Genomic DNA, 22,118 nt, shown 5'->3' with positions numbered 1-22,118 from the left:
CGCGAGTTCAGCTTGCGTGTTGCTCGGCTGACTGGGTGTCGTCGGCGCGGCGATGACGCTGCACGAGCTGCATTACGACCGTCAGCAACATGGCGGCGGCTACGACCACGATCAGCGCAATCGTGGTGTTGGGCAGCAGACTGTTGCCGATGATCCCGATCACGGCATAGGCGGTCGACCACAGCAGACTGGCGGCAATATCGGCTGATGCGAATCGAATCCATGGGTATCCGCCCAGTGACGCGGCAAGCAGCACCGGTATCCGCCCACCGGGCACAAGACGTGACAGCAGCAGCGTACGCAGCTCGTGCGCTTCGATGCCCGTGCGGATCCGAGCCAGTGCACCGTCGGGATCGTCCGCGCGCAGCCAGCCCACCCGTTCGGCGAGCGGCGGCCCGGCGGCCCGCAGCACGGCATACGAGACGAGGTCGCCAAGATAGGCTCCCGCCGCACCGAAGAGCAGCACGAAGAGCATCTCCCAGGGTCGCTCGGTCTGCGCCAGCACGGCGGCGGCGCTCACCGCAGCACCGGTCGGGAGCACGGGGAGGATGGAGCCGAACGCGACGGTGCCGAACAGCACCAGCAGCCCGACAGCTCCCAGACCGCCGGTCACCGCTCCGCCTGCTCGTCGGCGATGAGCTCGATGCGCTGTCCTTGCCGAGCCACGTGCACCCGGGTGGCCGGCGTCTGGTGAGCGGCGGCCGCCACAAAGTGTGTCGGCGGAGCGACGAAAAGGCGTTCGTGACTGGCCGGGCTCAGCCGTCGCAGACCGACCGGCCAGAAGGTGCCGTAGTGCACCGGAACCGCGAACGTCGCGCCGACCCGACGCAGCGCCTCCGCGGCCTGGACAGGGTCCAGGTGATGCTCGCCAAGACTCGGGCCCCAGCCGCCGATGGGGACAAGGGCGAGATCGACCGACGCCAGCTGCGACATCGCCTCGGTGAGGCCGGTGTCACCCGGATACCACACCGAGTGGGCCACCCCCGAGACTCGGAACCCGAGGGCCGGTGACCCTTTTCGCGACAGCGGCGAACGGCGACCGTCGTGGAATGCGGCCGTCACCTGGATGCGCAGGCCGCAGAGGTTGCGCTCCTCGCCCGGACGCATCTCGTAGATCGGGCCGGTCGCTCCCCGACCGATGATCGCCGCGGCACCTGGTGGTGCCAGTACGGGTGCACCGGAACGGAATCGCCGCAGGGACGGCACATGAAGGTGGTCGCCGTGCAGATGCGAGATCAGGATGAGATCCGCGTCGGCGGCGCGCGAGCCTGGCATCGGCCCGCTGCGTCGCAGGTGCGCCAGCCGGTTGGTGAGCAACGGGTCCGTGGCGATCCGGACGCCATCGAGCTCCACCGTCGTCGAGGAGTGCCCCCACCAGGTGAGCGCGAGCCGGCCGGTCATGTCGTCTCCACGACCGGATCGGACACGGGCCGCGCCGCGTCCCCGGGCCGAAGCCCGAGCTGGTGCAGCCGGTGCACCATCGCCGAGTGCACCTCGAGCCCGGTGAGTTCGCCGGTGGCGGTGACCTCCCAGGTGGAGGGGTGGACGAAGAGTGCGCGGCTCTGCCACCCGCCGAAGCCTCCGTGGGACCCGACCAGCTCCTCGAACGCGGTGACCTCGCCGAGGCGTCGGTCGAAGGCGCCCAGGAGGACGAAGTCGCCCACGTGGGAGCGCTGTTCGAGCGAACGCAGGTCGTCGGCCGCGCGGGGCCCGTAGGGGGCCAGCGGTGACCGGCCAGAGGAGTCGATGACCTGTTCGTCGTCCAGCTCGACCCACCCACCGCCCGGGCCGTCGACCAGCAGAGTGCCGCGCGAAGTGCGTGACATCACCGCGCCAATGCCCCGATGCGCGGCCAGCGCCGCGAGCAGGCCGGGGTAGCGGCGCTCGATGCGCTCGCGGCTCAGTCTGCCCGGCTCATCAGCAAGATAGACGTGCGCGAGACTTCCCGCTGCTGCGACGACAAGCCGATCTTCGATCGGGGAGATCGGCTGCTTGGACCGCCGACGCTGTGCCGATCGGGCGGCCGCGCCGACAAGCTTGCCGGACTGGGCGGCGCCGGCCAGCAGCACGTTGGCGGGAGCCCAGGCCTCGTCCGATTGATCCAGATCGTCCCGCTCGGCGTGCTCCTGGGCCGAGAGCTCGTGCACGACCTGCGCCAGGGTCCGACCGCCGGTCAGCTGCCGAAAGGTGGTGCCCTGCGACTGGCCGTGGTCCGACACGATCACGATCTCGTAGTCGCGTCGAACCTCGGCCGCCAGGTCGGTGAAGAACTCGATCGCCCGATCCAGCCCCTCCAGGGTGCGGATCGACTCGGGCCTGCTCGGACCGGCATGGTGGGCGACCTCGTCGTAGTCGACGAGGTCCACGTAGATGGCCGGCTTTCCGCGGGCCATGTGCTCGGCCACGATCGACATGGTGAGGTCGTGCAACACCACGGTCGTCAGGCCGCGCAGGAGGAGGAATGACCCACCGCGAGGCACCCGAGGATGGACGTCGCGCAGTCGCTGGCGGCGTGCCTGATACCACTCCGTGACGACCTGGCCGACGAACAGCACGATGGATCGCGCGAATCCGCTCCGGGAGTTGGCGAAGGTCGCCACGCCGTGCTCGGCACTTGGCAGACGCGCGTCGCTCATCGTGAGGACCTTGGTCGGGGCATCTCCGGAGAACAGGTTCGAGACACTCACTCCGCCGTCGGCGAGCAGCCCGCGGCCGGTGGCCATCTCGGCCTCGACCTCTGCGAGATCGGACGGCTTGCTGGCCACGATCATCCGCTTCTGGTCCTTGTCGTACCACCGGAATGACGGCACGGCCGTCACGTCACCGTGAAGCAGGACCGACTGGCCGGCCGGAGTTGTCGCGGGTAGGCCGGTGTGCCAGCGCCGCAGCTGGTGGCCGCCTTGTCGGAGCATGCGAGAGACCGTCGGCATCGCGCCCGCGGTGATCGCCTGGCGCAGCAGTGGTTCGCTGACACCGTCCAGCTGCACGATGAGGACACCGGGCCCGTCCTCGCCGCGGCGGTGGGTCAGCCGCACGGCCTGCCCGAGCAACTGCCCGAGGAAGGCCTCCTCGCTGCTGGCGTCGAACAGCCAGTTGACAACGGCGGCGACGGCGGCCGCGCCCCAGGACGCGAGGAAGATCTCGGTGAAGGAGAACGGCTTGAGTGTCGGGATCACGCTGAGCGCCACGCCGAGGATGAGCGCCTGCGCCAGGAGGCTGGCCAGGAGCAGCCCGATCGCGCCGGTCAGCACGGTCAGCTGGGTCAGGAAGGGGCGCAGCAGTGCTCCGAGCGCGAGCACCCCGATCGCCAGCGTCGCCACGGAGACGAAACCATCGGTCTGTTCGCCGGGCAGGAGCCAGAGGGTGACCCCGAGCGCGAGGAACGACGTGATGAACGAGCGCAGCACGCCGCGCGCCCATCGCCAGGTCGGTCGCCAGCTGCCGAGACCACGGCCGAGCAGGCGGACCCGGTGGGTGATCGATCGCGATGGTGTCGTCATCCCCGCCTCACCCGTCGACTCTGCAGCACTCGGGTCACTCTACTGACGACTGATCCGGTGTCCCGGTCGCGCGCAGCCCCCGCGCCTGCCTACCATCGCGGGATGGAGCAGAGCGGCCCGCGTGACGGTGGTTGTGCGGAGGCGGCCTCCATCGCCGCCCTGGCGCAGGCAGCCGGCTTCGGGCCGTACTTCGCCACGGACGCCTGGACGCCGGACGGGCGGTGGCAACCCCTGACCGACCTGCTGGAGCCTGCCACCTTGGACGCGGAGGTCCGGCGCACCCTGGCGGCGCTTGCCGGCGACGAACGGATGCAGCCGCGCGTCGCGGCGTCCACCCTGCACCTGGGTCTGGTGGCGAGGCTCACCGCGCCATTGCTCGGAGCGGCAGTCGCTGCGCACGGCATACCCGATCTGTCGGCGGACACCGTCTGGTGGCGGGTGGGCGCGCCCGGGGCACGCCCCGTCGCGACATCTCCAGTGCCGGTGCTGGCGGCCGCACCGGCGACCCTGGCCGCCGTGATCGAGCGGGTCACGGGGCCGCTCTGTACAGGGGTGGGGGAGCGGTATGCCGTGTCGCGGCAGGTGCTGTGGGGCAATGTCGCCTCAAGCCTGGCCGCCGCGTCGCGGGTCATCGGTGACCGTGGTGAGGCGCGCGCTCTCGCCGGCGGTGCGCTGGAGCATGGAGCACTGCGCGGCACGCTCGATGATGCGGGCCGGCGCCGGTCCTGCTGCCTCTTCTACCGAGTGCCCGATGGTGGCTACTGTGGTGACTGCGTCCTCACGGGGTAAGGATGGCGCGATAGACCGGGATTTCGGGTCCGGGTGCATCATCTGGCAGAATGTCGGGCGTACTCGTGCGGCCTGGGCCCTCTTATCCGGGTCCGCGCTTCTACCCCCCAAGTCACGGCACCCCGCGTGTTCCCCACCCGGTCTCGCCGCGTCTTACCTACACAGAAACAGGAGACACCACTCACGTGTCCGTCAAGATTCGTTTGAAGCGCCTCGGCAAGATCCGCACCCCGCAGTACCGCGTGGTGGTCATGGACTCCCGTACCCGCCGTGATGGCCGGGCGATCGAGGAGATCGGCAAGTACCACCCCAAGGAGGAGCCGAGCCGCATCGAGATCGACTCCGAGCGTGCGCTGTACTGGCTCGGAGTCGGCGCGCAGCCGACCGAGCAGGTTGCCGCGCTGCTGAAGATCACCGGCGACTGGCAGAAGTACAAGGGCGAGCCCGGCACCGAGGGCACCCTCAAGGTCAAGGCCCCGAAGGTCGACAAGAAGACTCGCTACGAGGCGGCTCTGGCCGCCGCGCAGGCCGGCGACGACTCCGACAAGGGCGGCGCCACCACGTCGCGCAAGAAGGCCGCCAAGGAGGAGCCCAAGGCCGAAGAGCCGAAGGCCGCTGCTCCCAAGGAGGAGAAGGCGCAGGCCGCCGACGGCGGCTATGGGCCCGACTCGGCAGCCCCGCTGGCCGACGGCGCCTCACCGGACCCCAAGACCTTCACGGTCAAGGGCAACAAGGACTCGATGAAGTTCCACACCACGGAGTCGCAGTGGTATGAGTCGACCGTCGCCGAGGTGTGGTTCAAGAGCGCCGAGGCCGCCGAGGCCGCCGGCTTCGCCGCACCGGGCGCCAAGTCCGAGGACTGATCCTGGTGCTGGAGGAGGCGCTTGAGCACCTCGTCAAGGGCATCGTCGACCACGACGGTGACGTCGTGGTGCGGCACAAGGACGGCCGGCGCGGTGAGCTCCTCGAGGTCCGGGTCCACCCGGACGACCTCGGGCGAGTGATCGGCCGATCCGGTCGCACCGCATCGGCGCTGCGCACCGTGATCCAGGCGCTCGCCGGAGGCCGCAGCATCCGGGTCGACATCGTCGACACCGACCGGACGCGCTGAGGCCACCACGTAACGCGCAGAATGTGCCGGGACCTTCCAGGGGTCCCGGCACATTCTGCATTCCCGGCGCAGGATGTCCTTCGCACGCGACACCGCCGCCCATACCCCACCGCCAGGTTTCCGGCACACCCGTAGGAGAGCCCGCACATGTCCGCGCCGACACTTGCCAGCCCGCCGGCTGTCGTCGCGGTCACGGCTGCCTTCGTCGCGAACGGCGCCGCGGTCGGCGTAATGGGTGGTCTGATCCCGACGTTGACCCTCAGGATGCACACGAACGCGCAGGGCATCGGGCTGCTGCTCGTCTGCTACGGGGTCTCGGCGATTGTCGGGATCAACATCGGTGGCCGAGTGAGCGATGCGCGCGGCGCGACTCGCCCCATCCAGGCCGGCCTGGTGGTGATGGCCGTTGGCACCGTGCTCGTGTCCTTCGCGACCAGCCTGCCCACCGGTCTACTGCTCGGCCTGGTGTACGGGCTGGGAAACGGCCTGACCGACGTATCGATGAACGCGATGGCCGTCCAGGTGGAGCAGGCCAGGCCGCGGCCGCTGATGAGCCGGTTCCACGCGTCGTTCAGCATCGGCACCCTCGGCGGCGCCGGCGTGGTCCTGGTGCTCGGCGCCCTGCTGCCGACGCGGGCGGCGCTCACCATCGCCGGGTTGGCGCTCGCCGCAGTGGTGCTGGTCGTGGCCGCTGTCGCGGTGCAGCGGTATGCCGTGCAGACGGCAACGGTCGACCACGTCCAGCAGGACGGTCGGCGCGTCGCCATTCCGCGGGCCGCATGGATCCTGGCGGTGATGGCGATCTGCTTCGGCATCACCGAGGGCACCGCCACCGACTGGTCTTCCGTGCAGGTCACCGACGTCGCGCACGTCAGCACGGCCACCGGCGCGTGGGGTCTGGCCTGCGTCTCCGCCTTCATGGTCGTTGTGCGGCTGCTCGGCGACCTCATCGTGCACCGTATCGGGCGGCGCGCCGTGGTCCGATGGGGCGGGGCACTTGCCGTCGTGGGCTACCTGGTCGGGGTCGTGGTCCACACCATGCCCCTGCTGCTGCTCGGGTGGTGCATCGTCGGCGCAGGGGTGGCGCTGGTGGCCCCGCAGATCTACGGACTGGCGGGCCAGGCCGGCGGCGGCCGGACGCTGTCCGTGGTGGTCACCACCGGCTACACCGCATTCCTGGTCGGGCCGGGGATCATGGGGGCGCTGGTGCACCGCTTCGGTGTGCAGGACGCGTTGCTCTTCCCACTGGTGCTCGGGGTGTGCCTGTCGGGGATGTCCGTCATCATGCCGAACGAGCGCCACGCCGCGCGTGGCCGGTACGCCTGAGAGAATCACTGCATGAATGACGTGGTTGTGGCACGGATCGGCAAACCGCTCGGGTTGAAGGGCGAGGTGACCGTGCGGGTGCACACGGACCTGCCGCAGGAGCGCTTCGCCGTGGGGGCGGTGCTGGCCACCGACCCCGCCGACCGCGGACCGCTGACGATCCGCGGCGCACGGATGCAGGGAATGATCCAGGTGCTGGCCTTCGACGAGGCGCATGACCGGGAGGGCGCCGAGGCGCTGCGCGGCACGACGTTGCTTGCACCGGCGGATGCGGTCGAGGAGGACGACGCCTGGTACGAGTCCGACCTGTTGGGCCTGACCGTGGTGACCGTGGACGGCGCGATCGTCGGGCAGGTTTCCGGGCTGCAGGACCGCCCGGCGCAGGACCTGCTGGAGGTGACCCTGGTCGGTGGCGGCACGGCATACGTCCCGTTCGTGGAACAGATCGTCCCAGAGGTCGACGTCGCGGGCGGGCGCGTCGTGATCGACCCGCCGCCCGGGCTGCTCGAGCTGGGAGAGGACTGATCCGTGCGCGCGGATGTCATCACGATCTTCCCGGAGTACCTGGCGCCCCTCGACCTGTCACTGATCGGGCAGGCCCGGCGGCGCGGGGTGCTCGACCTGCGGGTGCACGACCTGCGCGACTTCACCCACGACCGGCATCGCACGGTCGACGACACCCCCTACGGCGGTGGAGCCGGCATGGTGATGAAGCCGGAGCCGTGGGGTGAGGCACTCGATCGGCTGGTGGCCGGTCAGGCCAGCCGACCGGTGCTGATCGTGCCCGGCCCGGGCGGCATGCCGTTCACCCAGGCGATGGCCCGTGAACTGGCCACCGAGGACTGGCTCGTCTTCGGGTGCGGACGGTACGAGGGCATCGACGAGCGGGTCTACGAGCACGCCGCCCACCTCGCCGAGGTGCGCGTCGTGTCCCTCGGGGACTACGTGCTCAACGGGGGTGAGGTCGCGGTGCTCGCCATGGTCGAGGCGATCATGCGACTGGTGCCGGGGGTCATCGGCAATGCCGAGTCGCTGGTCGAGGAGTCGCACGAGGGCGGCCTGCTGGAATACCCCGTCTACACCAAACCGGCGAGCTGGCGCGGGCTCGACGTGCCGGACGTCCTGCTGTCCGGCGACCACGGCCGGATCGCCTCGTGGCGCCACCGGAAAAGGCTGGAGCGCACTGCCGCCCGACGCCCCGACCTGCTGCACACCGCGTCGGCCATCACCTCGGCCGACCTCGAGAGCGTCCCAGTCACGGTCGCTGTGCCCGCCGACGCGGGCGAGCTGCTCACCCTCACGCATGCCTGCTGGCTGAAGGAGGGCATCGCAAACGACACCCTGGACATCCCGGCGATGCGCGAGACGCTGGACACGATGAGCCAGTCGCTGCAGGACTGGCAGACGTATGCCGTGCGCTCCGGCGGCCGACTCATCGGGTCCGTGCGCGGGCGGCTGGTGGGGACCGACTGGCACATCGGCCGGCTGATGGTTGCCCCCGACCTGCAGGGCCGAGGGCTCGGCCGGATGCTGCTGGAGCACATCCAGGCGGTGGCGCCGGCCGGCGCCACCGCATACACGCTGGTCACCGGTGCTGCGAGCACGGGCAACCACCGGTTCTACCGCAAGGCGGGGTTCCGCCCGGCGCCGTCCGGGGTGTCGGGGACCGTGCGGTTCGTTAGGCGACGGGGCTGAGGCACCGATTTCCGCATCGGTGCTTCGGTCTGGCAGAATGACTCCTTGCGTCCAGCATCGGTTCGGCCCCCGCCGCAGGGGGAGTGAGCACGGCTGGTGACATGGCTCCCCGAGCCGGTGACCGGCATACCTCATGTGGCCGACGTAAGAGCACCACGGACGCACACCTGACCCATGACGGTGGCGACCTGTGGCGCCACAAGGAAGAGCACACGATGCAGAAGTTCGATGACATCGATGCCGCGAGCCTTCGCTCCGACATCCCGCAGTTCCGCGCCGGCGACACCGTCAAGGTCAATGTGAAGGTCGTCGAAGGCACCCGTTCGCGCGTCCAGGCGTTCCAGGGCGTCGTCATCCGCCGGCACGGCGGGGGCATCGGCGAGACCTTCACCGTCCGCAAGGTCAGCTTCGGCGTGGGCGTCGAGCGCACCTTCCCGCTGCACACCCCGGTGATCGAGTCGATTGAGGTCGTCAGCCGCGGTGACGTTCGTCGCGCCAAGCTGTACTACCTGCGCGACCTGCGCGGCAAGGCAGCCAAGATCAAGGAGAAGCGCGAGACGCCGGCCAGCCGCGCCTGAGTCTCGACGTTGCACCCCACAGGCGATGACGTGACCTCACGCGAGGTCACGTCATCGCCTGTTTCACGACGCCGCCGCTGGTTGATCGTGGTGTTGGTGATCGTCCTGCTGGTGGTGCTGGTCCGCGGCATCTTCTTCGAGACGTTCACCGTCCCCACGGGGTCCATGGAGCCCGGCCTTCGGCCAGGTGACCAGATCGTCGTGTGGAAGATCGGCGAGGACCACGTGCATCGCGGCGAGGTCATCGTCTTCAATGCCACGGACGCCTTCGGTTTGGCGGCCGGCGACTCCTCCAACGCCGTGGTCCGAGCAATCCGCTCGGCCGGCGACGCCATCGGCATCCGCACCGATCAGACCGACTACGTCAAGCGGGTGATCGGACTGCCCGGTGACAAGATCGTGGTCGGGCATGACGGCGTGCTGACGGTCAACGGACATGCGGTCAAGGAGCCCTACCTGCCGGCGGGAATGAAGGCCAGCAAGGTGCCATTGCGCGTCGTCGTGCAGCCCGGCTGTCTGTTCGTGATGGGAGACAACCGGCCCGCATCGGACGACTCGCGCAACCATCTCGGCAGCCCCGGCGGCGGGTGCGTGCCGATCGGCGATGTCATCGGCAAGGTGGTGCTGCGTTACTGGCCCATAGGTTCGTGGGAGAGACTCCGCTCGTGAGCAACGACCGTTACCGGCTTCCACTGCTGCATCGCCGGGCTGGGGGCGAGCAGTCGATGGGCGTCGAGTCGCACGGCGAGACAGTGCCGCCGCAGCGCACGGGCGACGGCCCGCCCGGAAGCACACCGCATACCCCTGACGCCGACCCGCCGGGCGGACGTCGACACGGCCACGCTCTGGCCGCCTTCGGTCGCGAGCTCACGGTGGTCGTGGTCGTCGCGCTGGTGCTGTCCCTGTTGATCAAGACCTTCTTGCTGCAGCCGTTCTGGATCCCTTCCGGGTCGATGAACAACACGCTGATCTACGGCGACCGGGTGGTCGTCAGCAAGCTCACCCCCGGGCCGTTCGAACTGCAGCGTGGCGACGTGATTGTCTTCACCGATCCAGGCGGCTGGCTGGATGAGCCGCCGACGCACCCGGGGCCGGTGGTCAAGGCCCTGGAGTTCGTCGGTCTCTACCCGGCCGGCGACAACCACCTGATCAAGCGACTGATCGGACTACCCGGCGACCACGTGAAGTGCTGCACGAAGCAGGGCCTGGTGACGGTGAACGGTGTCGCAATCCATGAGCCGTACCTGAAACCGGGTGACCCGCCCAGCATGACGAAGTTCAACATCACCGTGCCGCCCGGCAAGGTCTGGGTGATGGGTGACAACCGCAGCAACTCCGGCGACTCGCGGTACCACGACGACGGGACGGGCCGGACCGGGTCCGTGCCAGAGAAGGACATCACCGGGCGGGCCGTTGCCATCGTCTGGCCGTTGGACCGGATGTCCTGGCTCTCGAACTACTCCACCACCTTCGACAAGGTGCCCGGTCCATGACGCATGATGAGAACGACCACCCGATGGCACCGCAGGAGGAGGACACGCAGGTGAGCAACGGCTCCACGGATGACACCGGGCCATCGGATCCGCCCGGGCCCGGAGAGGCGCCGGCCCACAAGGTGGCGGCCCGGAAGACCTCGCGACGGGCCTTCTACCGTGAGATCGCGACGATCGTGGTGATCGCGCTCGCCCTGTCGTTCCTGGTCAAGACCTTCCTCGCGCAGCCCTACTCGATCCCGTCGCAGTCGATGGAGAACACGCTGCTGCCGGGCGACCGGATCATCGTCAGCAAGTTCACCCCGCAGCACTCGCCTTTGCACCGAGGGGACGTGATTGTCTTCAAGCGGCCCACCAGTTGGGGTCCGGACCCGTTGCCGAAGCCGAGCGCCCTGCGCCAGAGCATCTCCGACGCGCTCGTCTTCGTCGGGGTGCTCCCCGGAGGGGGCGAACATCTCGTGAAACGGTTGATCGGGCTACCCGGTGACCGCGTCAAGTGCTGCACCAAGCAGGGCCTGTTGACCGTCAACGGCGTTGCGATCCACGAGCCCTACATCAAGCCGGGAAACGCGCCGAGCATCCAGACGTTTGACATCACCGTGCCGGCCGGCCGGGTCTGGGTCATGGGCGACAACCGGGGTGACTCCGCGGACTCCCGCGTCCATGGGAAGGGCGCGACCTGGGGCGCGACCGGGTCGGTGCCGATGAGCGACATCAGCGGCGAGGTCGTGGCGATCGCCTGGCCGCTCAGCAGGATCGGGTCGGTGAACAGCTATCCCAAGGTATTCGCGAAGGTCCCCGAACCGAGCCCGAGATGAGTGTCCGACCGAGCCTGCGATTCGAGCGCTCGTTGCAGCGTCAGGGCTACCGCGTGCTTGCGGGTATGGATGAGGTGGGACGAGGTGCGCTCGCCGGGCCGGTGTCCGTGGGGGTCGTGGTGATCGACGAGTCGAGCCGCAGCGCTCCACCCGGGGTCAGGGACTCCAAGCTGCTCACCCCGGCCGCCCGTGTGCGCATGGTGCCGGCGCTGCGGCGGTGGGCGCGAGCCTACGCCGTGGGCCATGCGGCACCCGCCGAGATCGACGAGGTCGGCATTATTGTCGCGCTGCGGCTGGCCGGTCAGCGAGCGCTGGCCCAGCTGGACATCGTCCCAGATCTGGTCATCCTCGACGGCAACCACGACTGGCTGACCGAGCCCGTGCGGGAGGGCCTCCTGGGGCTGCTGTCCGAGGCGCCGTCGACCCCGCCGGTGCAGACGTTGATCAAGGCCGACATGTCCTGCTCGTCGGTGGCCGCGGCAAGTGTCCTTGCCAAGGTGGAGCGGGACGGGATCCTCACCGGTCAGCACGAGCACTTTCCGCAATATGGCTGGGCGGGCAACAAGGGCTACTCCGCGCCCGAGCATCTGGCCGCGCTCGCGAGGCTGGGACCCTGCGAGCTGCACCGTCGATCGTGGCGGCGTTGCCGCCCCGAGGATGCAGGGCAAGATGGAGTCATGGTCGGTGACGTAAGGAAGGTGGACCAGTGAGTGCGGAAGACCTGGAGAAGTACGAGACCGAGCAGGAGCTGTCGCTCTACCGGGAGTATCGCGACGTCGTCGGTCTGTTCAGTCACGTCGTGGAGACCGAGCGCCGCTTCTACCTGTGCAATGACGTCGACGTGCTCGTGCGCGGCGAGGGGGCCGAGGTGTTCTTCGACGTGCGGATGAACGATGCGTGGGTGTGGGATGTCTACCGCCCGGCGCGGTTCGTCAAGAACGTGCGGGTGATCACCTTCAAGGACGTCAACGTCGAGGAGCTGCCGGCCCGCGAGCTCGAGCTGCCGGAGTAGCCCGATCGCACCCGAACCTCGTCCACACCCGCAGTCGGTCCGCACGGCCGTGCACACCTGAGCAAGACCGCTCGGCGCACCGCCTCCCAGGCCAGCAGGCTGAGTCGTGGAGGTGATCGGATATGACGGATGTCTCGCCGCCGGCCGCGAAGGAGCCGGGTGCTGAGCGCCGCAGAGCAGATCCACGGCACGATCTGGGTCGGCGTGGGGAGGAGACCGCGGCGCGGTACCTCCAGTCCCGCGGGCTGGTCCTGATCGATCGCAACTGGCGTTGCCGAGAGGGCGAGATCGACATCGTCGCCCTTGACGAGGGCGCCGACACCTTGGTCGTGGTGGAGGTCAAGACCCGCACCTCCACCAGGTTCGGCACGCCGGTGGAGGCGGTGACGCCGGTCAAGGCGGCGCGCCTGCGACGGCTTGCGTCGTGTTGGCTGCGGGACCACCCACTGGGTGTGGCGCGCGTCCGCATCGACGTCATCGGGGTCCTGGCCCCCCGTGGTGGCCGTCCGCAGATCACCCACATATCGGATGTGACCTCATGACACTGGGGCGCACGAAGTCCGTTGCCGTGAATGGGATCGACGGCAGGGTGGTGCAGGTCGAATCGGACGTCTCGAGTGGTCTACCGGCATTCGTGATCACCGGTATGCCGGACACAGCCTGCCGGCAGTCGCCGGAGCGGATCAGGGCCGCCTTCGCCAACAGCGAGCTGCAGCTGCCCAAGCAGCACATCACCGTCAACCTGTCACCGGCCGCGCTGCCGAAGCATGGTTCCGGCTTCGACCTGGCGATTGCGATAGCGGTGCTGATCTCCGCCAAGGTGGTCGATGCCACCCTCGCCCGCGAGGTGGTTCATCTGGGTGAGCTCGGGCTGGACGGTTCCATCCGCTCGGTGACCGGTGTCCTGCCGGCTGTCGTCGCGGCCGCGGAGGCCGGCGTCCCGCAGGTCGTCGTACCAATGGCGAACGCCGCCGAGGCCTCCCTGGTGCCCGACGTCGAGGTGATCCCGATGGCCTCCCTGGCCGATCTTGCCCGCCGGTACGACCTGTTGCGCCGTCATCAACCCGTGCCGGAGCCGGACCTACCTGCGCCGCAGTACCGGCAGGAGCAGCACGGCCCGGACCTGGCCGACGTTGCCGGTCAGGAGGAGGCGCGGCATGCGATCGAGGTCGCCGCGGCAGGTGGGCACCACATGGCCATGGTCGGGCCGCCGGGTGTCGGCAAGACCATGATCGCCGAGCGACTCGCCGGTCTGCTTCCCTTGCTGGATCGTCGAGAGGCCCTGGAGGTGACGGCGATCCACTCGGTGCTCGGCGCGCTCACCGATGATGTCCTGGTGGAGCGTCCGCCGTTCGTAGCGCCGCACCATGGCACCACCATGGCCGCCGTTGTCGGCGGTGGCTCGGGCAACGTGCGCCCGGGCGCGGCGTCCCGAGCTCACAGAGGGGTGCTTTTCCTGGACGAGGCGCCAGAATTCAAGCGGGATGTGCTGGATGCGCTGCGGCAGCCGTTGGAGTCGGGGTTCATCGAGGTGGCGCGGGCACGGGGGACGGTGCGGTATCCGGCGGTGTTTCAGTTGGTGCTGGCCGCGAATCCGTGCCCATGCGGGCGCAACTACGGCAAGGGGGCGTCGTGCACGTGCTCGCCGGTGCTGCGGCGCGGCTATCTGAGCAAGCTGTCGGGACCGTTGCTGGATCGGGTGGATGTCCATCTGCAGATGCACCCGGTGACGCGGTTGACGCTGGCCGGGTCCAAGGGGGAGAGCACGGCGACGGTTGCCGAGCGAGTGCTGGCGGCTCGGCGCCGGCAGGAGGCACGGTGGAAGCACAGCCGGTGGCGGTTGAACAGTCAGGTTCCGGGGCCGGTGCTGCGGCGGGGCGAGTGGATGCTGCCGGGCGCGGTTACTCGTGATCTGAGTCTCGCGCTGGAAACGGGTGCGTTGACGTTGCGAGGGTACGACCGGTGTCTGCGCTTGGCGTGGACGGTTGCCGACCTGCGTGGGGTGGAGCGTCCCGGTCCGGATGAGCTGGGTGAGGCGTTGTGCCTTCGCACTTCTCAGGTGGCGGCATGAGCTGCTCAACGGAGTCCTCGCCGCAGAGCTTGGATCGTGAGGTGGAGTTGCGGGCTCGGGTGGCGATCAGCAAGGTGGTCGAGCCGCTGGATCGGGTGTTGACACCGGTGATTCTGGAGCATGGGCCGGTGGGGGCGTGGGATCGGATACGGCACAACGCGGGCGGGAGGTTTGATCGGTGTGCTGCCCGAGTGGCCGATCTGGATGTCGACCGGGTGTTGGCAGTGGCCGAGCGGCTCGGCATTCGGATCCTGCTGCCGGGCGACGACGAGTGGCCATCCGGTCTGGATGAGCTGGCCTGCCCACCGGCCTGCCTGTGGGTCAAGGGAAGTGAGCACTTGGCGCACGGCACGGTGCGCAGCGTGGCGATTGTTGGGGCGCGCAGTGCGACCCCGTATGGCGTGCAGGTCGCGCAGGAGCTGGGGCACGGCCTCGCGTCCCGCGGCTTCACGGTGGTCTCCGGTGCGGCGTTCGGGATCGATGTGGCGGCACATCGGGGCGCGATCGTTGCGGACCGGCCGACGGTCGCGGCGATGGCCGGTGGCGTGGACCGGCCGTATCCGGCCGCACACACCAACCTGTTGGAGGAGATCGTCGAACATGGCGCCGTCATCTCCGAGTCGCCGCCGGGCGCGTCGCCGCAGCGGCAGCGGTTCCTGGCGCGCAACAGGCTGATTGCGGCGATCACTCCGGGCACGGTGGTGGTGGAGGCGGGGTTGCGCTCGGGCTCGTTGAACACCGCGCGGCATGCGGAGGCGCTGTGTCGAGTGGTGGCGGCGGTGCCGGGCTCGGTGTATTCGCCGACGAGTGCCGGGTGTCATGCGTTGGTGCGCGACGGTCGTGCGGTGCTGGTGACCGATGCCGCCGAGTGTGCGGAGCTGCTGGGTGAGATCGGGGCGGACCTTGCCCCGGTGCAGCGTGGTGAGGTGCGGGTGCGTGACGATCTGCCGGAGATTCCGCGACGGATCTTTGATGCCCTGACGGTGCATCAGTCCACGAGTGTGGACCGGTTGACTCGGTCGGCGGGTCTGTCGGCCTCGGAGGTGTTGCGCGGACTGGGCCACCTGCAGCTCCGGGGTATGGCCGAACGCAAGGACAACGGATGGCGGCGCCAAGCCCCGGACGGGTGATTCCGGCCGAGCCAGTGATAACTGTTCTCATTATCGCTGTATAGCGGCGACCGTGATGACACGATTCTCAATAAGACGAGTGGCGCGGTGGCCGCGGCGGTGCTCATTGCCATGACTGCGGCGTGCAGCGCGCACGGAGCTGCACCCGCTGCCGGAGGCAGCTCTTCGTCGGGGTCGGGCAAGGTCTCGGTGGTGGCTTCAACCGATGTCTGGGGCAATGTGGTGTCCCAGGTCGCGGGGGAACGCGCGGGTCGAAACGTCACGATCACCTCGATCATCACCAATCCCGACACCGACCCGCACTCGTACGAGGCAAGTAGCCGTAACCAGCTGGCGCTGTCGCAGGCGAACCTCGTGGTGAAGAACGGTGGGGGATACGACGATGTCGTGCACACGATGTTGGCGTCCAGTGACAACACGAGTGCCGTGGTGCTGAACGCGGTGAAGCTGTCGGGTAAGCGCGCGCACGACGGCGAGCTCAACGAGCATGTGTGGTACGACTTCCCGACCGTGCAGAAGGTGGCCGACCAGGTCGCCGCCGCGTTGAGCAGGGCGGACCCGGGTCACCGAACGACCTACCAGCAGAACGCGAAGGCGTGCGTCAGCAAGCTCCGAGTGCTTGAAGGTGTGGAATCCTGAGTGAAGGCAGCGCATTCGGGCGAGGGAGTTGCCATCACCGAGCCCGTGCCGCTGTATGTGCTGCAAGCATGCGGGCTGGTGAACAAGACTCCCGCGAAGTTCAGTGAGGCTGTCGAGGAGGGAACCGGCGCGTCTGTGCGGGCCCTGCAGGTAACGCTGGACCTGTTCGCCAAGCACGAGGTGAAGTTGCTGGCCTACAACGAACACACGGCCGGCCCCGAGACCACAGCCGTCCTGAACGCAGCCAAACAGAATCAGGTGAGCGTGGTGCCGGTGACCGAGACGCTGCCGCAGGGCAAGACCTATCTCTCGTGGATGCGAAACAACCTGGTCGCGGTGCAGGAGGGACTCAAATGAGAGGCGGCCGGACTCCGCGCCCCGGCCCCGGCGCAGACTCGCCGGATGGACCGGCGACACTGCAGGTGCGCGACGCCAGCCTTGGGTATGGTGACCGACGGCTGTGGTCGGACCTGACCTTCGACGTGCAACCGGGCGAGTTCCTCGCAGTGCTCGGCGCGAACGGTTCAGGCAAGACGAGCCTGCTGCGAGCAGTGCTGGGACTGCAACCCCTGACCTCGGGGCGAGTGATCGTCGCGGGTCATCCGGCGCGCCGCGGAGATCGAGAGATCGGGTACGTCCCGCAACAGCGAGGCATGGATCGCGCAACCACCACTTCGGGCCAAAGATGTTGTGCGACAGGGCTTGGACGGGCATCGCCTCGGCATCGGGCGCCCCTTCTCGGTGCCATGGGATCGGGCCAGAGAGGCGTTGGATGCGGTCGGCGCCGGCGAATACGCGAATGCCCCGGTCGGGCTGCTGTCCGGGGTGAGCAGCAGCGGGTCAGGATCGCGCAGGCACTGGTCGCAGATCCCTCGTTGCTCTCGGGCTCGGCGTGTTGTTCCTGTCTCTGTATCAGGGCCGCGCGGCAAACAAGTTCGGACTCCTCATCGGCCAGATCGTGGCGGTAGACGCCCCGCAGCTGCAGTGGCTCAGCGGCACCGCGATCGTGGTCGTCTTCATGCTGATCCTCGGTCTCGCAGTGGCCATCTCGGTCCAGATCATCGGCGCCCTGTTGGTCCTCAGCGTGATCTGCACACCGGCGGCGGCCGCTATGCGAGTCACCTCATCGCCTCGGGTCGTGCCGATGCTGAGCATGACGTTCGGGCTTGTTTCGGTTGTCGGCGGGATCCTTCTCGCGCTGGGTAGCAGTGTGCCCATCAGTCCGCACGTCACGACGATCTCCTTCGCCATCTACCTCGTCTGCCGCGTCATCGGCATGCGACGGGTCCGCCGCGCCCCTGTAGCGGCTCGTCTGGCCGAGGATTCGATCGGTGCTCCGGTGTGAATCAACCAGCTGCCAGACGTGCGCCAGGTGGTCGTCGGTTCCAGCCGAAGCAACCGATGACGGTAACTAGACTGCACAACTGTGTCTCATCGTGCGCCCGGCCCAGACGCGAGGGCAAGACGGCGTCGATGGGTCGTGGCGGTGCCCATTGTGCTTGTCGTGCTGTGGCTGGTCGTTGGCTCGGTCGCCGGGCCGTTTGCGGGCAAGCTCGGCACCGTCGCGATAAATGACCCCTCGGCGTTCCTGCCGACGACCGCCGAGGCCACCCGCGTGGCCAATCTGCAGAAGACCTTTCAGGAGAAGGAGATCAACCCGGCCGTCGTGGTGTATCAGCGTGATGCGGGTATCACCGCCGCTGATCGGGCTGCGGTCGGCAAGATCAAGGACGCGGTCAGCCTCGGGAAGAGCATCTCAGGGCCGGTAGTCGGACCCTTGCCGTCGAAGGACGGGGAAGCGCTCGAGCTGATCGTTCCGTTGAACGGCACCCTGGAGCACCAGTTGCCTGCCGTGGTGGACCAGCTTCGCCGGAACACGTCGGCGGGGCTGCCCCCGGGACTGCAGGTCTACCTCACCGGACCTGCAGGATTCGCCGCCGATCTGACGAGCGCGTTCGGTGGCATCCACGGTGTCCTGCTGGTCGTCGCTGTGTCGGTGGTCATCCTGATTCTCCTGGTCGTCTATCGCAGCCCCATCCTGCCGTTTGTTGTGCTGGTCTCGGCGCTCTTTGCCCTGGCGTTGGCCAGCGGAGTCGTCTACTGGCTCACGAAGCAGGGCGTCATCACCCTCAACGGTCAGAGTCAGGGAATCCTGTCCATCCTCGTCGTCGGCGCGGCCACCGACTATGCGCTCCTGCTCACGTCGCGGTTCAGAGAGGAGCTGCGCGAGCACGAGTCGCGATTCCGGGCGATGCAGGTGGCACTGCGTCAGTCCCTCGCGCCGATCCTGGCATCCGGTATCACGGTGATCCTGTCGTTGCTGTGTCTGCTGTTCAGCAACCTGCGCTCGACCAGCAGTCTCGGCCCGGTCGCCGCCATCGGCATCGCGGGATCCCTGGCGTCGGCTCTGACGTTCCTGCCCGCAGTGCTGGTGCTGCTCGGTCGTGCGGGCTTCTGGCCACGACGTCCCGAATATGGCTCACCGCATCCGGAGAAGACCGGGGTATGGGGACGCGTTGCCGGTGAGGTGGGCCGTCGCCCTCGACTGCTCTGGGTCGTGGCGACGGGGGTGCTCATTGTCTTCGCAGCGTTTCTGCCGACGCTGAAAGCCAGTGGGGTCTCCCAAAGTGCGCTGTTCTTGAACAACGCCGAGTCGGTCACCGGGCAAAAGGTTGCCGCAGAGCACTTCCCGGCCGGCCTGGGCAGCCCAGTGGTCGTCATCGGACCCGCCGAGGCTGCGCGGCAGATGGTGCGGACCGCAGCGGGGGTCCAAGGCATCAGCTCGGCGACGCTGCTCGGAGACGGTGGGCAGCAGATCGCCGGAGACGCCAAGCCCAAGGTGGTCGACGGGCGAGTCGAGGTCCAGGCGGTGCTGAAGGCTGCACCGGACAGCGATGCGGCCGTGGCCGTGGTCAAGCGCATGCGGGTGGTCGAGCACGCGAAGGCACCTGGGTCCAGTGTCGGAGGTGCAACCGCGGTGCAGCTCGACACACAGCGCACAGGGGAGCGAGACCGTAGCGTCATCATTCCGATTGTCCTGGCGGTGGTCCTCGTGCTGCTCATGCTGCTGCTGCGTGCGGTGCTCGCACCGGTCCTGCTGCTGGTATCCGTCGTGCTCAGCTTCGCGGCCACCCTGGGCGCGTCGGCGCTCGTGTTCAACCATGTCCTGGGCTTCCCCGGCGCAGATCCCTCGGTTCCATTGTTCGGGTTTGTGTTCCTGGTGGCGCTGGGTATCGACTACAACATCTTCCTGATGACGCGGGTGCGAGAGGAAAGTGTGCGTCATGGCACCCGGGCTGGGGTGCGTCGCGGCCTCGCGGTGACCGGTGGAGTTATCACGTCTGCCGGAGTCGTTCTGGCTGCGACGTTCTCGGCGCTCAGCGTCATACCGATCCTCTTCTTGGCACAGATCGCGTTCATCGTCGCGTTCGGTGTTCTGCTCGACACCTTGCTCGTGCGATCGGTGCTGGTGCCCGCGCTGGCACATGACATCGGGCCGGCCATCTGGTGGCCCAGCCGCCTGGCCCGCACACCCGAGGATGAGTCAGAGTCGGCCACCTGACACCGGTGCCCGGCAGACCGATCGGTCGTGCGCCGGTCCGTGTCAGAGGGTCGGTGGGCGGAAGTCGCCCGTCAGCGGTGGCATTGCCGGCAGCGCATCAGGGACGGCGTGATGCGTGACCACCTGCCAGGAGTTCGTGTCGCACCCGTGGATCTCGCCGAGGTGACGGCGGGGGGTCGCCGAGGATGGCCGGCGGCTCCGCCGTTCGCACCAGCACGCTGCGGTCGAAGCTTCGAATGCGTCCCACTGCCTGGTCGACTGCCCGCCCGATCGGAGGGTGGGCGGGGTTGAGCACCCGAAACCGGCGGTCACAGGTGAAGCCGTCGAGCCGCCTCATATCGAGCCAGCGATTCCTGGCGCTCCTCACGGTGGTCGAGGATGCGCTGCGGGTAGCCGTGGTCGTATCCGGCCGGATCATGCCACGGTTCATGGGCTGCGGCACCCGGCAGGTGCCGCAGCTCGGGCACCCACCGCCGCACGTAACGTCCGTCGGGATCGACGCGCTTGCCCTGCGTGACAGGATTGAAGACGCGAAAGTAGGGGGAGGCGTCGGTACCGGTGCCCGCCACCCATTGCCAGCCGTGGTTGTTGGATGCGATATCGCCATCGATCAGGTGCGCGAGGAAGTGCCGCGCGCCGATGGGCCACCACTGGTGCAGGTCCTTGGTGAGGAAGCTGGCGGTCACCATGCGCACGCGGTTGTGCATCCAGCCCGTCTCGGCGAGCTGCCGCATGCCCGCGTCGACGAAGGGGAACCCGGTGCGCCCGTGCTTCCACGCCTCGACGTCCACCGCCGACTCGTTCGGGTCATCATAGGAGAGACCGCCCAGTGCTGGTCGAAGGTCGTGCCAGGCGCTGCGCGGATGGTGCCAGAGGACGTCGGCGTAGAACTCCCTCCAGGCCAGCTCGGTGATGAAGCGCTGCACGCCGTCGCCTCGACGGGCGCCGATATCTGCCAGCATCGTCCGCGGGTGAATCGCCCCGGTCTTCAGATCGGCCGACAGGTGCGAGGTGACGTCCAGGTCGGGGCGGTCCCGGCCGGTCGCATACGAGTCGAGGTGCGTGTCTGCGAACTGCCTCCAGCGGGTCTGTGCTGCTTCCTCACCTGCCACGGGCAGCAGGATCGGGCACGCCTTCCGTGCCTGCTGCAGCAGCCCATGCGCGTCGGAGTCGCTCTCCGCGCTACCGAGGTTCAGTCGGTGCGGCGCCGGCGCCGGCGCCGGCCAACCGTGCTCTCGCCAGGCCCGTGAGAACGGCGTGAACACCTGGTACGGCTCGCCGGCCTTCGTGCGAATGAGACCCGGCCCCACGGCATACGGGGTGCCCGTCTCAATGAGCGCGACGTCTTGCTCGGCCAGTCGCGACCGGACCCGCGCATCGCGCCGCACGCCTGTCGGTGTCGTTTCTCGGCTGACGTGGATGCGTCGTGCGTCGGACTGGGCGGCAACCTGGGCGACGACCGCTTCGGGGCGCCCCATCCGCACACACAGGTGCCCGTCGTAGGCGTGGTCCGCTGCCAGGACATTTGCGGCGAGCCATGCCTGACGCACCGGGCCGGCCTGCTGCCAGAGCTGGGGATCGATCACGAACAGTGGCACGACCGGGCCATCCGCTGCCGCTTCATGCAGGGCGGGCTGGTCGCCGCGGCGCAGGTCGCGGCGCAGCCACAGCACGGCAGTCACGACGCGACCGCCAGCACCGACGGCAGGACGAAGAGCATGCTCAGTGACCAGACCAGATGGGTGATGACCGGACCGAGTATGCCTCCGGTCACCCGGCGTTGGAGGCCCACGACGAGGCCGAGGACCGCCGCGGCGAAGGACAGCAGGACGACGCCGCTGGCAGCCGTCACCAGAATGTAGATGACCGTGGTGACCGCCACCGCGTGCCGCCGTCCCACCCCTGCGTACAGCGCCCCGCGGAAGTAGAGCTCCTCGGCGACCCCGTTGGCAGCCGTGATCAGTGCGACGAGCGGGAGAGAGCCTTCGCTGGCGTGCGCGAGCAGGGCGTCCAACGGCATTCGCAGGGGCGGGAGGTGTGCCACGGCCAGTGCACCGACGGTGAAGAGGGCCACCAGGATCACGCCGAGTGCGAGAGACTGTACGACGGCACGGCTTCGAGTCGTGCCGTCACGGGTCCATGCATTGCCGAGATGTAGGGGGCCCGAGGCGAGGGCGCCGGTGGTCCAGACTGCGGCCAGGATGACGGTGGCCAGGTAGAACAGGTTGTTGCCGGGCGGTAGGTGCAGGGCACAGGTCAGCACTCCTGCGCCGACGACCAGAGTGAGAGCGCTGACGATGCGGCGGCGCCGGAAGGCCCTGTCGGGCTCGCGGTGGTCGCGAGGTGTCGGCTCGACCAGGGCAGCCACGACGAAGGCGCGCGCCTCGGTCACCG

22 protein-coding genes and 3 pseudogenes are annotated in these 22,118 nt (G+C 68.6%); 20 read left to right on the top strand and 5 right to left on the bottom strand.

The window, feature by feature from the left end; all coding sequences use genetic code 11:
• Positions 1 to 7 precede the first annotated feature (7 nt).
• Genes FGL98_RS13415 through FGL98_RS13405 form a run of 3 tightly spaced genes read right to left on the bottom strand, consistent with a single transcriptional unit; the run spans position 8 to position 3,500 of the window.
• Positions 8 to 613 (bottom strand): DedA family protein, encoded by a 606-nt coding sequence (locus FGL98_RS13415; RefSeq protein WP_222432166.1) that lies wholly within the window; start codon positions 611 to 613, stop codon positions 8 to 10.
• Entirely contained in the window at positions 610 to 1,401 is a 792-nt protein-coding gene (locus tag FGL98_RS13410) for an MBL fold metallo-hydrolase (RefSeq protein WP_146317280.1), read from the bottom strand. Before FGL98_RS13410 ends, FGL98_RS13415 begins: the two co-directional genes overlap by 4 nt.
• Positions 1,398 to 3,500, bottom strand: coding sequence for a phage holin family protein (locus tag FGL98_RS13405; RefSeq protein WP_146317279.1), 2,103 nt, complete (start codon positions 3,498 to 3,500; stop codon positions 1,398 to 1,400). Before FGL98_RS13405 ends, FGL98_RS13410 begins: the two co-directional genes overlap by 4 nt.
• A 102-nt stretch (positions 3,501 to 3,602) precedes the next feature.
• Here FGL98_RS13405 and FGL98_RS13400 point away from each other — a divergent pair, with 102 nt between their 5' ends.
• The 20 genes and pseudogenes from FGL98_RS13400 to FGL98_RS13310 all read left to right on the top strand — a co-directional run bounded on the left by FGL98_RS13400 (position 3,603) and on the right by FGL98_RS13310 (position 19,724).
• On the top strand, positions 3,603 to 4,289 hold the full coding sequence (locus FGL98_RS13400; RefSeq protein WP_146317278.1) for a (2Fe-2S)-binding protein: 687 nt from the start codon (positions 3,603 to 3,605) through the stop codon (positions 4,287 to 4,289).
• Between the two features lie 185 nt (positions 4,290 to 4,474).
• Positions 4,475 to 4,933, top strand: a pseudogene (rpsP, locus tag FGL98_RS13395) (30S ribosomal protein S16); the annotation flags it as partial.
• 36 nt (positions 4,934 to 4,969) lie between these two features.
• A complete protein-coding gene (locus FGL98_RS27340) occupies positions 4,970 to 5,152 on the top strand; it encodes a sunset domain-containing protein (protein WP_484177377.1) in 183 nt (60 codons plus the stop codon).
• Between the two features lie 5 nt (positions 5,153 to 5,157).
• A complete protein-coding gene (locus FGL98_RS13390) occupies positions 5,158 to 5,400 on the top strand; it encodes an RNA-binding protein (RefSeq protein WP_146317276.1) in 243 nt (80 codons plus the stop codon).
• A gap of 147 nt (positions 5,401 to 5,547) precedes the next feature.
• On the top strand, positions 5,548 to 6,726 hold the full coding sequence (locus FGL98_RS13385) for an MFS transporter (protein WP_146317275.1): 1,179 nt from the start codon (positions 5,548 to 5,550) through the stop codon (positions 6,724 to 6,726).
• A gap of 12 nt (positions 6,727 to 6,738) precedes the next feature.
• Positions 6,739 to 7,251, top strand: coding sequence for a ribosome maturation factor RimM (gene rimM / locus FGL98_RS13380; RefSeq protein ID WP_146317274.1), 513 nt, complete (start codon positions 6,739 to 6,741; stop codon positions 7,249 to 7,251).
• 3 nt (positions 7,252 to 7,254) lie between these two features.
• Positions 7,255 to 8,421, top strand: coding sequence for a tRNA (guanosine(37)-N1)-methyltransferase TrmD (trmD, locus tag FGL98_RS13375; protein WP_146317273.1), 1,167 nt, complete (start codon positions 7,255 to 7,257; stop codon positions 8,419 to 8,421).
• Between the two features lie 215 nt (positions 8,422 to 8,636).
• Positions 8,637 to 8,999, top strand: a complete 363-nt coding sequence (rplS, locus tag FGL98_RS13370) for a 50S ribosomal protein L19 (RefSeq protein WP_146317326.1) — start codon at positions 8,637 to 8,639, stop codon at positions 8,997 to 8,999.
• A 30-nt stretch (positions 9,000 to 9,029) separates the two neighbouring features.
• Positions 9,030 to 9,668: a signal peptidase I gene (gene lepB / locus FGL98_RS13365; protein ID WP_186526162.1), complete on the top strand. Its 639-nt coding sequence runs from the start codon at positions 9,030 to 9,032 to the stop codon at positions 9,666 to 9,668.
• Positions 9,665 to 10,492, top strand: coding sequence for a signal peptidase I (lepB, locus tag FGL98_RS13360; protein WP_246136541.1), 828 nt, complete (start codon positions 9,665 to 9,667; stop codon positions 10,490 to 10,492). Before lepB (FGL98_RS13365) ends, lepB (FGL98_RS13360) begins: the two co-directional genes overlap by 4 nt.
• Positions 10,489 to 11,310: a signal peptidase I gene (gene lepB, locus FGL98_RS13355; RefSeq protein WP_146317271.1), complete on the top strand. Its 822-nt coding sequence runs from the start codon at positions 10,489 to 10,491 to the stop codon at positions 11,308 to 11,310. The genes lepB (FGL98_RS13360) and lepB (FGL98_RS13355) overlap by 4 nt, the downstream gene beginning before the upstream one ends.
• On the top strand, positions 11,307 to 12,020 hold the full coding sequence (locus FGL98_RS13350) for a ribonuclease HII (protein WP_146317270.1): 714 nt from the start codon (positions 11,307 to 11,309) through the stop codon (positions 12,018 to 12,020). Before lepB (FGL98_RS13355) ends, FGL98_RS13350 begins: the two co-directional genes overlap by 4 nt.
• On the top strand, positions 12,017 to 12,322 hold the full coding sequence (locus tag FGL98_RS13345) for a DUF2469 domain-containing protein (RefSeq protein WP_146317269.1): 306 nt from the start codon (positions 12,017 to 12,019) through the stop codon (positions 12,320 to 12,322). Before FGL98_RS13350 ends, FGL98_RS13345 begins: the two co-directional genes overlap by 4 nt.
• A gap of 122 nt (positions 12,323 to 12,444) precedes the next feature.
• On the top strand, positions 12,445 to 12,864 hold the full coding sequence (locus FGL98_RS13340; protein ID WP_146317268.1) for a YraN family protein: 420 nt from the start codon (positions 12,445 to 12,447) through the stop codon (positions 12,862 to 12,864).
• On the top strand, positions 12,861 to 14,393 hold the full coding sequence (locus FGL98_RS13335) for a YifB family Mg chelatase-like AAA ATPase (RefSeq protein ID WP_146317267.1): 1,533 nt from the start codon (positions 12,861 to 12,863) through the stop codon (positions 14,391 to 14,393). The genes FGL98_RS13340 and FGL98_RS13335 overlap by 4 nt, the downstream gene beginning before the upstream one ends.
• Positions 14,390 to 15,523 (top strand): DNA-processing protein DprA, encoded by a 1,134-nt coding sequence (gene dprA, locus FGL98_RS13330; protein WP_146317266.1) that lies wholly within the window; start codon positions 14,390 to 14,392, stop codon positions 15,521 to 15,523. Before FGL98_RS13335 ends, dprA begins: the two co-directional genes overlap by 4 nt.
• A 111-nt stretch (positions 15,524 to 15,634) precedes the next feature.
• Positions 15,635 to 16,519 (top strand): annotated as a pseudogene (locus FGL98_RS26935) (metal ABC transporter solute-binding protein, Zn/Mn family).
• Positions 16,516 to 17,130: an ATP-binding cassette domain-containing protein gene (locus FGL98_RS27125; RefSeq protein WP_146317265.1), complete on the top strand. Its 615-nt coding sequence runs from the start codon at positions 16,516 to 16,518 to the stop codon at positions 17,128 to 17,130. The pseudogene FGL98_RS26935 and the gene FGL98_RS27125 overlap by 4 nt, the downstream one beginning before the upstream one ends.
• Positions 17,043 to 17,507: pseudogene (locus FGL98_RS13315) on the top strand (metal ABC transporter permease); the annotation flags it as partial. The gene FGL98_RS27125 and the pseudogene FGL98_RS13315, both read left to right, overlap by 88 nt.
• Positions 17,508 to 17,648: 141 nt before the next feature.
• Complete coding sequence (locus FGL98_RS13310; protein WP_246136538.1) at positions 17,649 to 19,724, top strand: MMPL family transporter; 2,076 nt, start codon at positions 17,649 to 17,651, stop codon at positions 19,722 to 19,724.
• A 308-nt stretch (positions 19,725 to 20,032) separates the two neighbouring features.
• Here FGL98_RS13310 and FGL98_RS13305 read toward each other — a convergent pair whose 3' ends face one another.
• Entirely contained in the window at positions 20,033 to 21,406 is a 1,374-nt protein-coding gene (locus tag FGL98_RS13305; protein WP_146317262.1) for a cryptochrome/photolyase family protein, read from the bottom strand.
• On the bottom strand, positions 21,403 to 22,116 hold the full coding sequence (locus tag FGL98_RS13300) for a CPBP family intramembrane glutamic endopeptidase (protein ID WP_246136537.1): 714 nt from the start codon (positions 22,114 to 22,116) through the stop codon (positions 21,403 to 21,405). Before FGL98_RS13300 ends, FGL98_RS13305 begins: the two co-directional genes overlap by 4 nt.
• Between the last annotated feature and the right edge of the window lie 2 nt (positions 22,117 to 22,118).

The sequence above is a fragment of the Leekyejoonella antrihumi genome, from assembly GCF_007845645.1.
Taxonomy (GTDB): Bacteria; Actinomycetota; Actinomycetes; order Actinomycetales; family Dermatophilaceae; genus Leekyejoonella; species Leekyejoonella antrihumi.
Note: the sequence above shows the minus strand (reverse complement) of the source record. Positions and strands in the feature narration are given on the sequence as shown.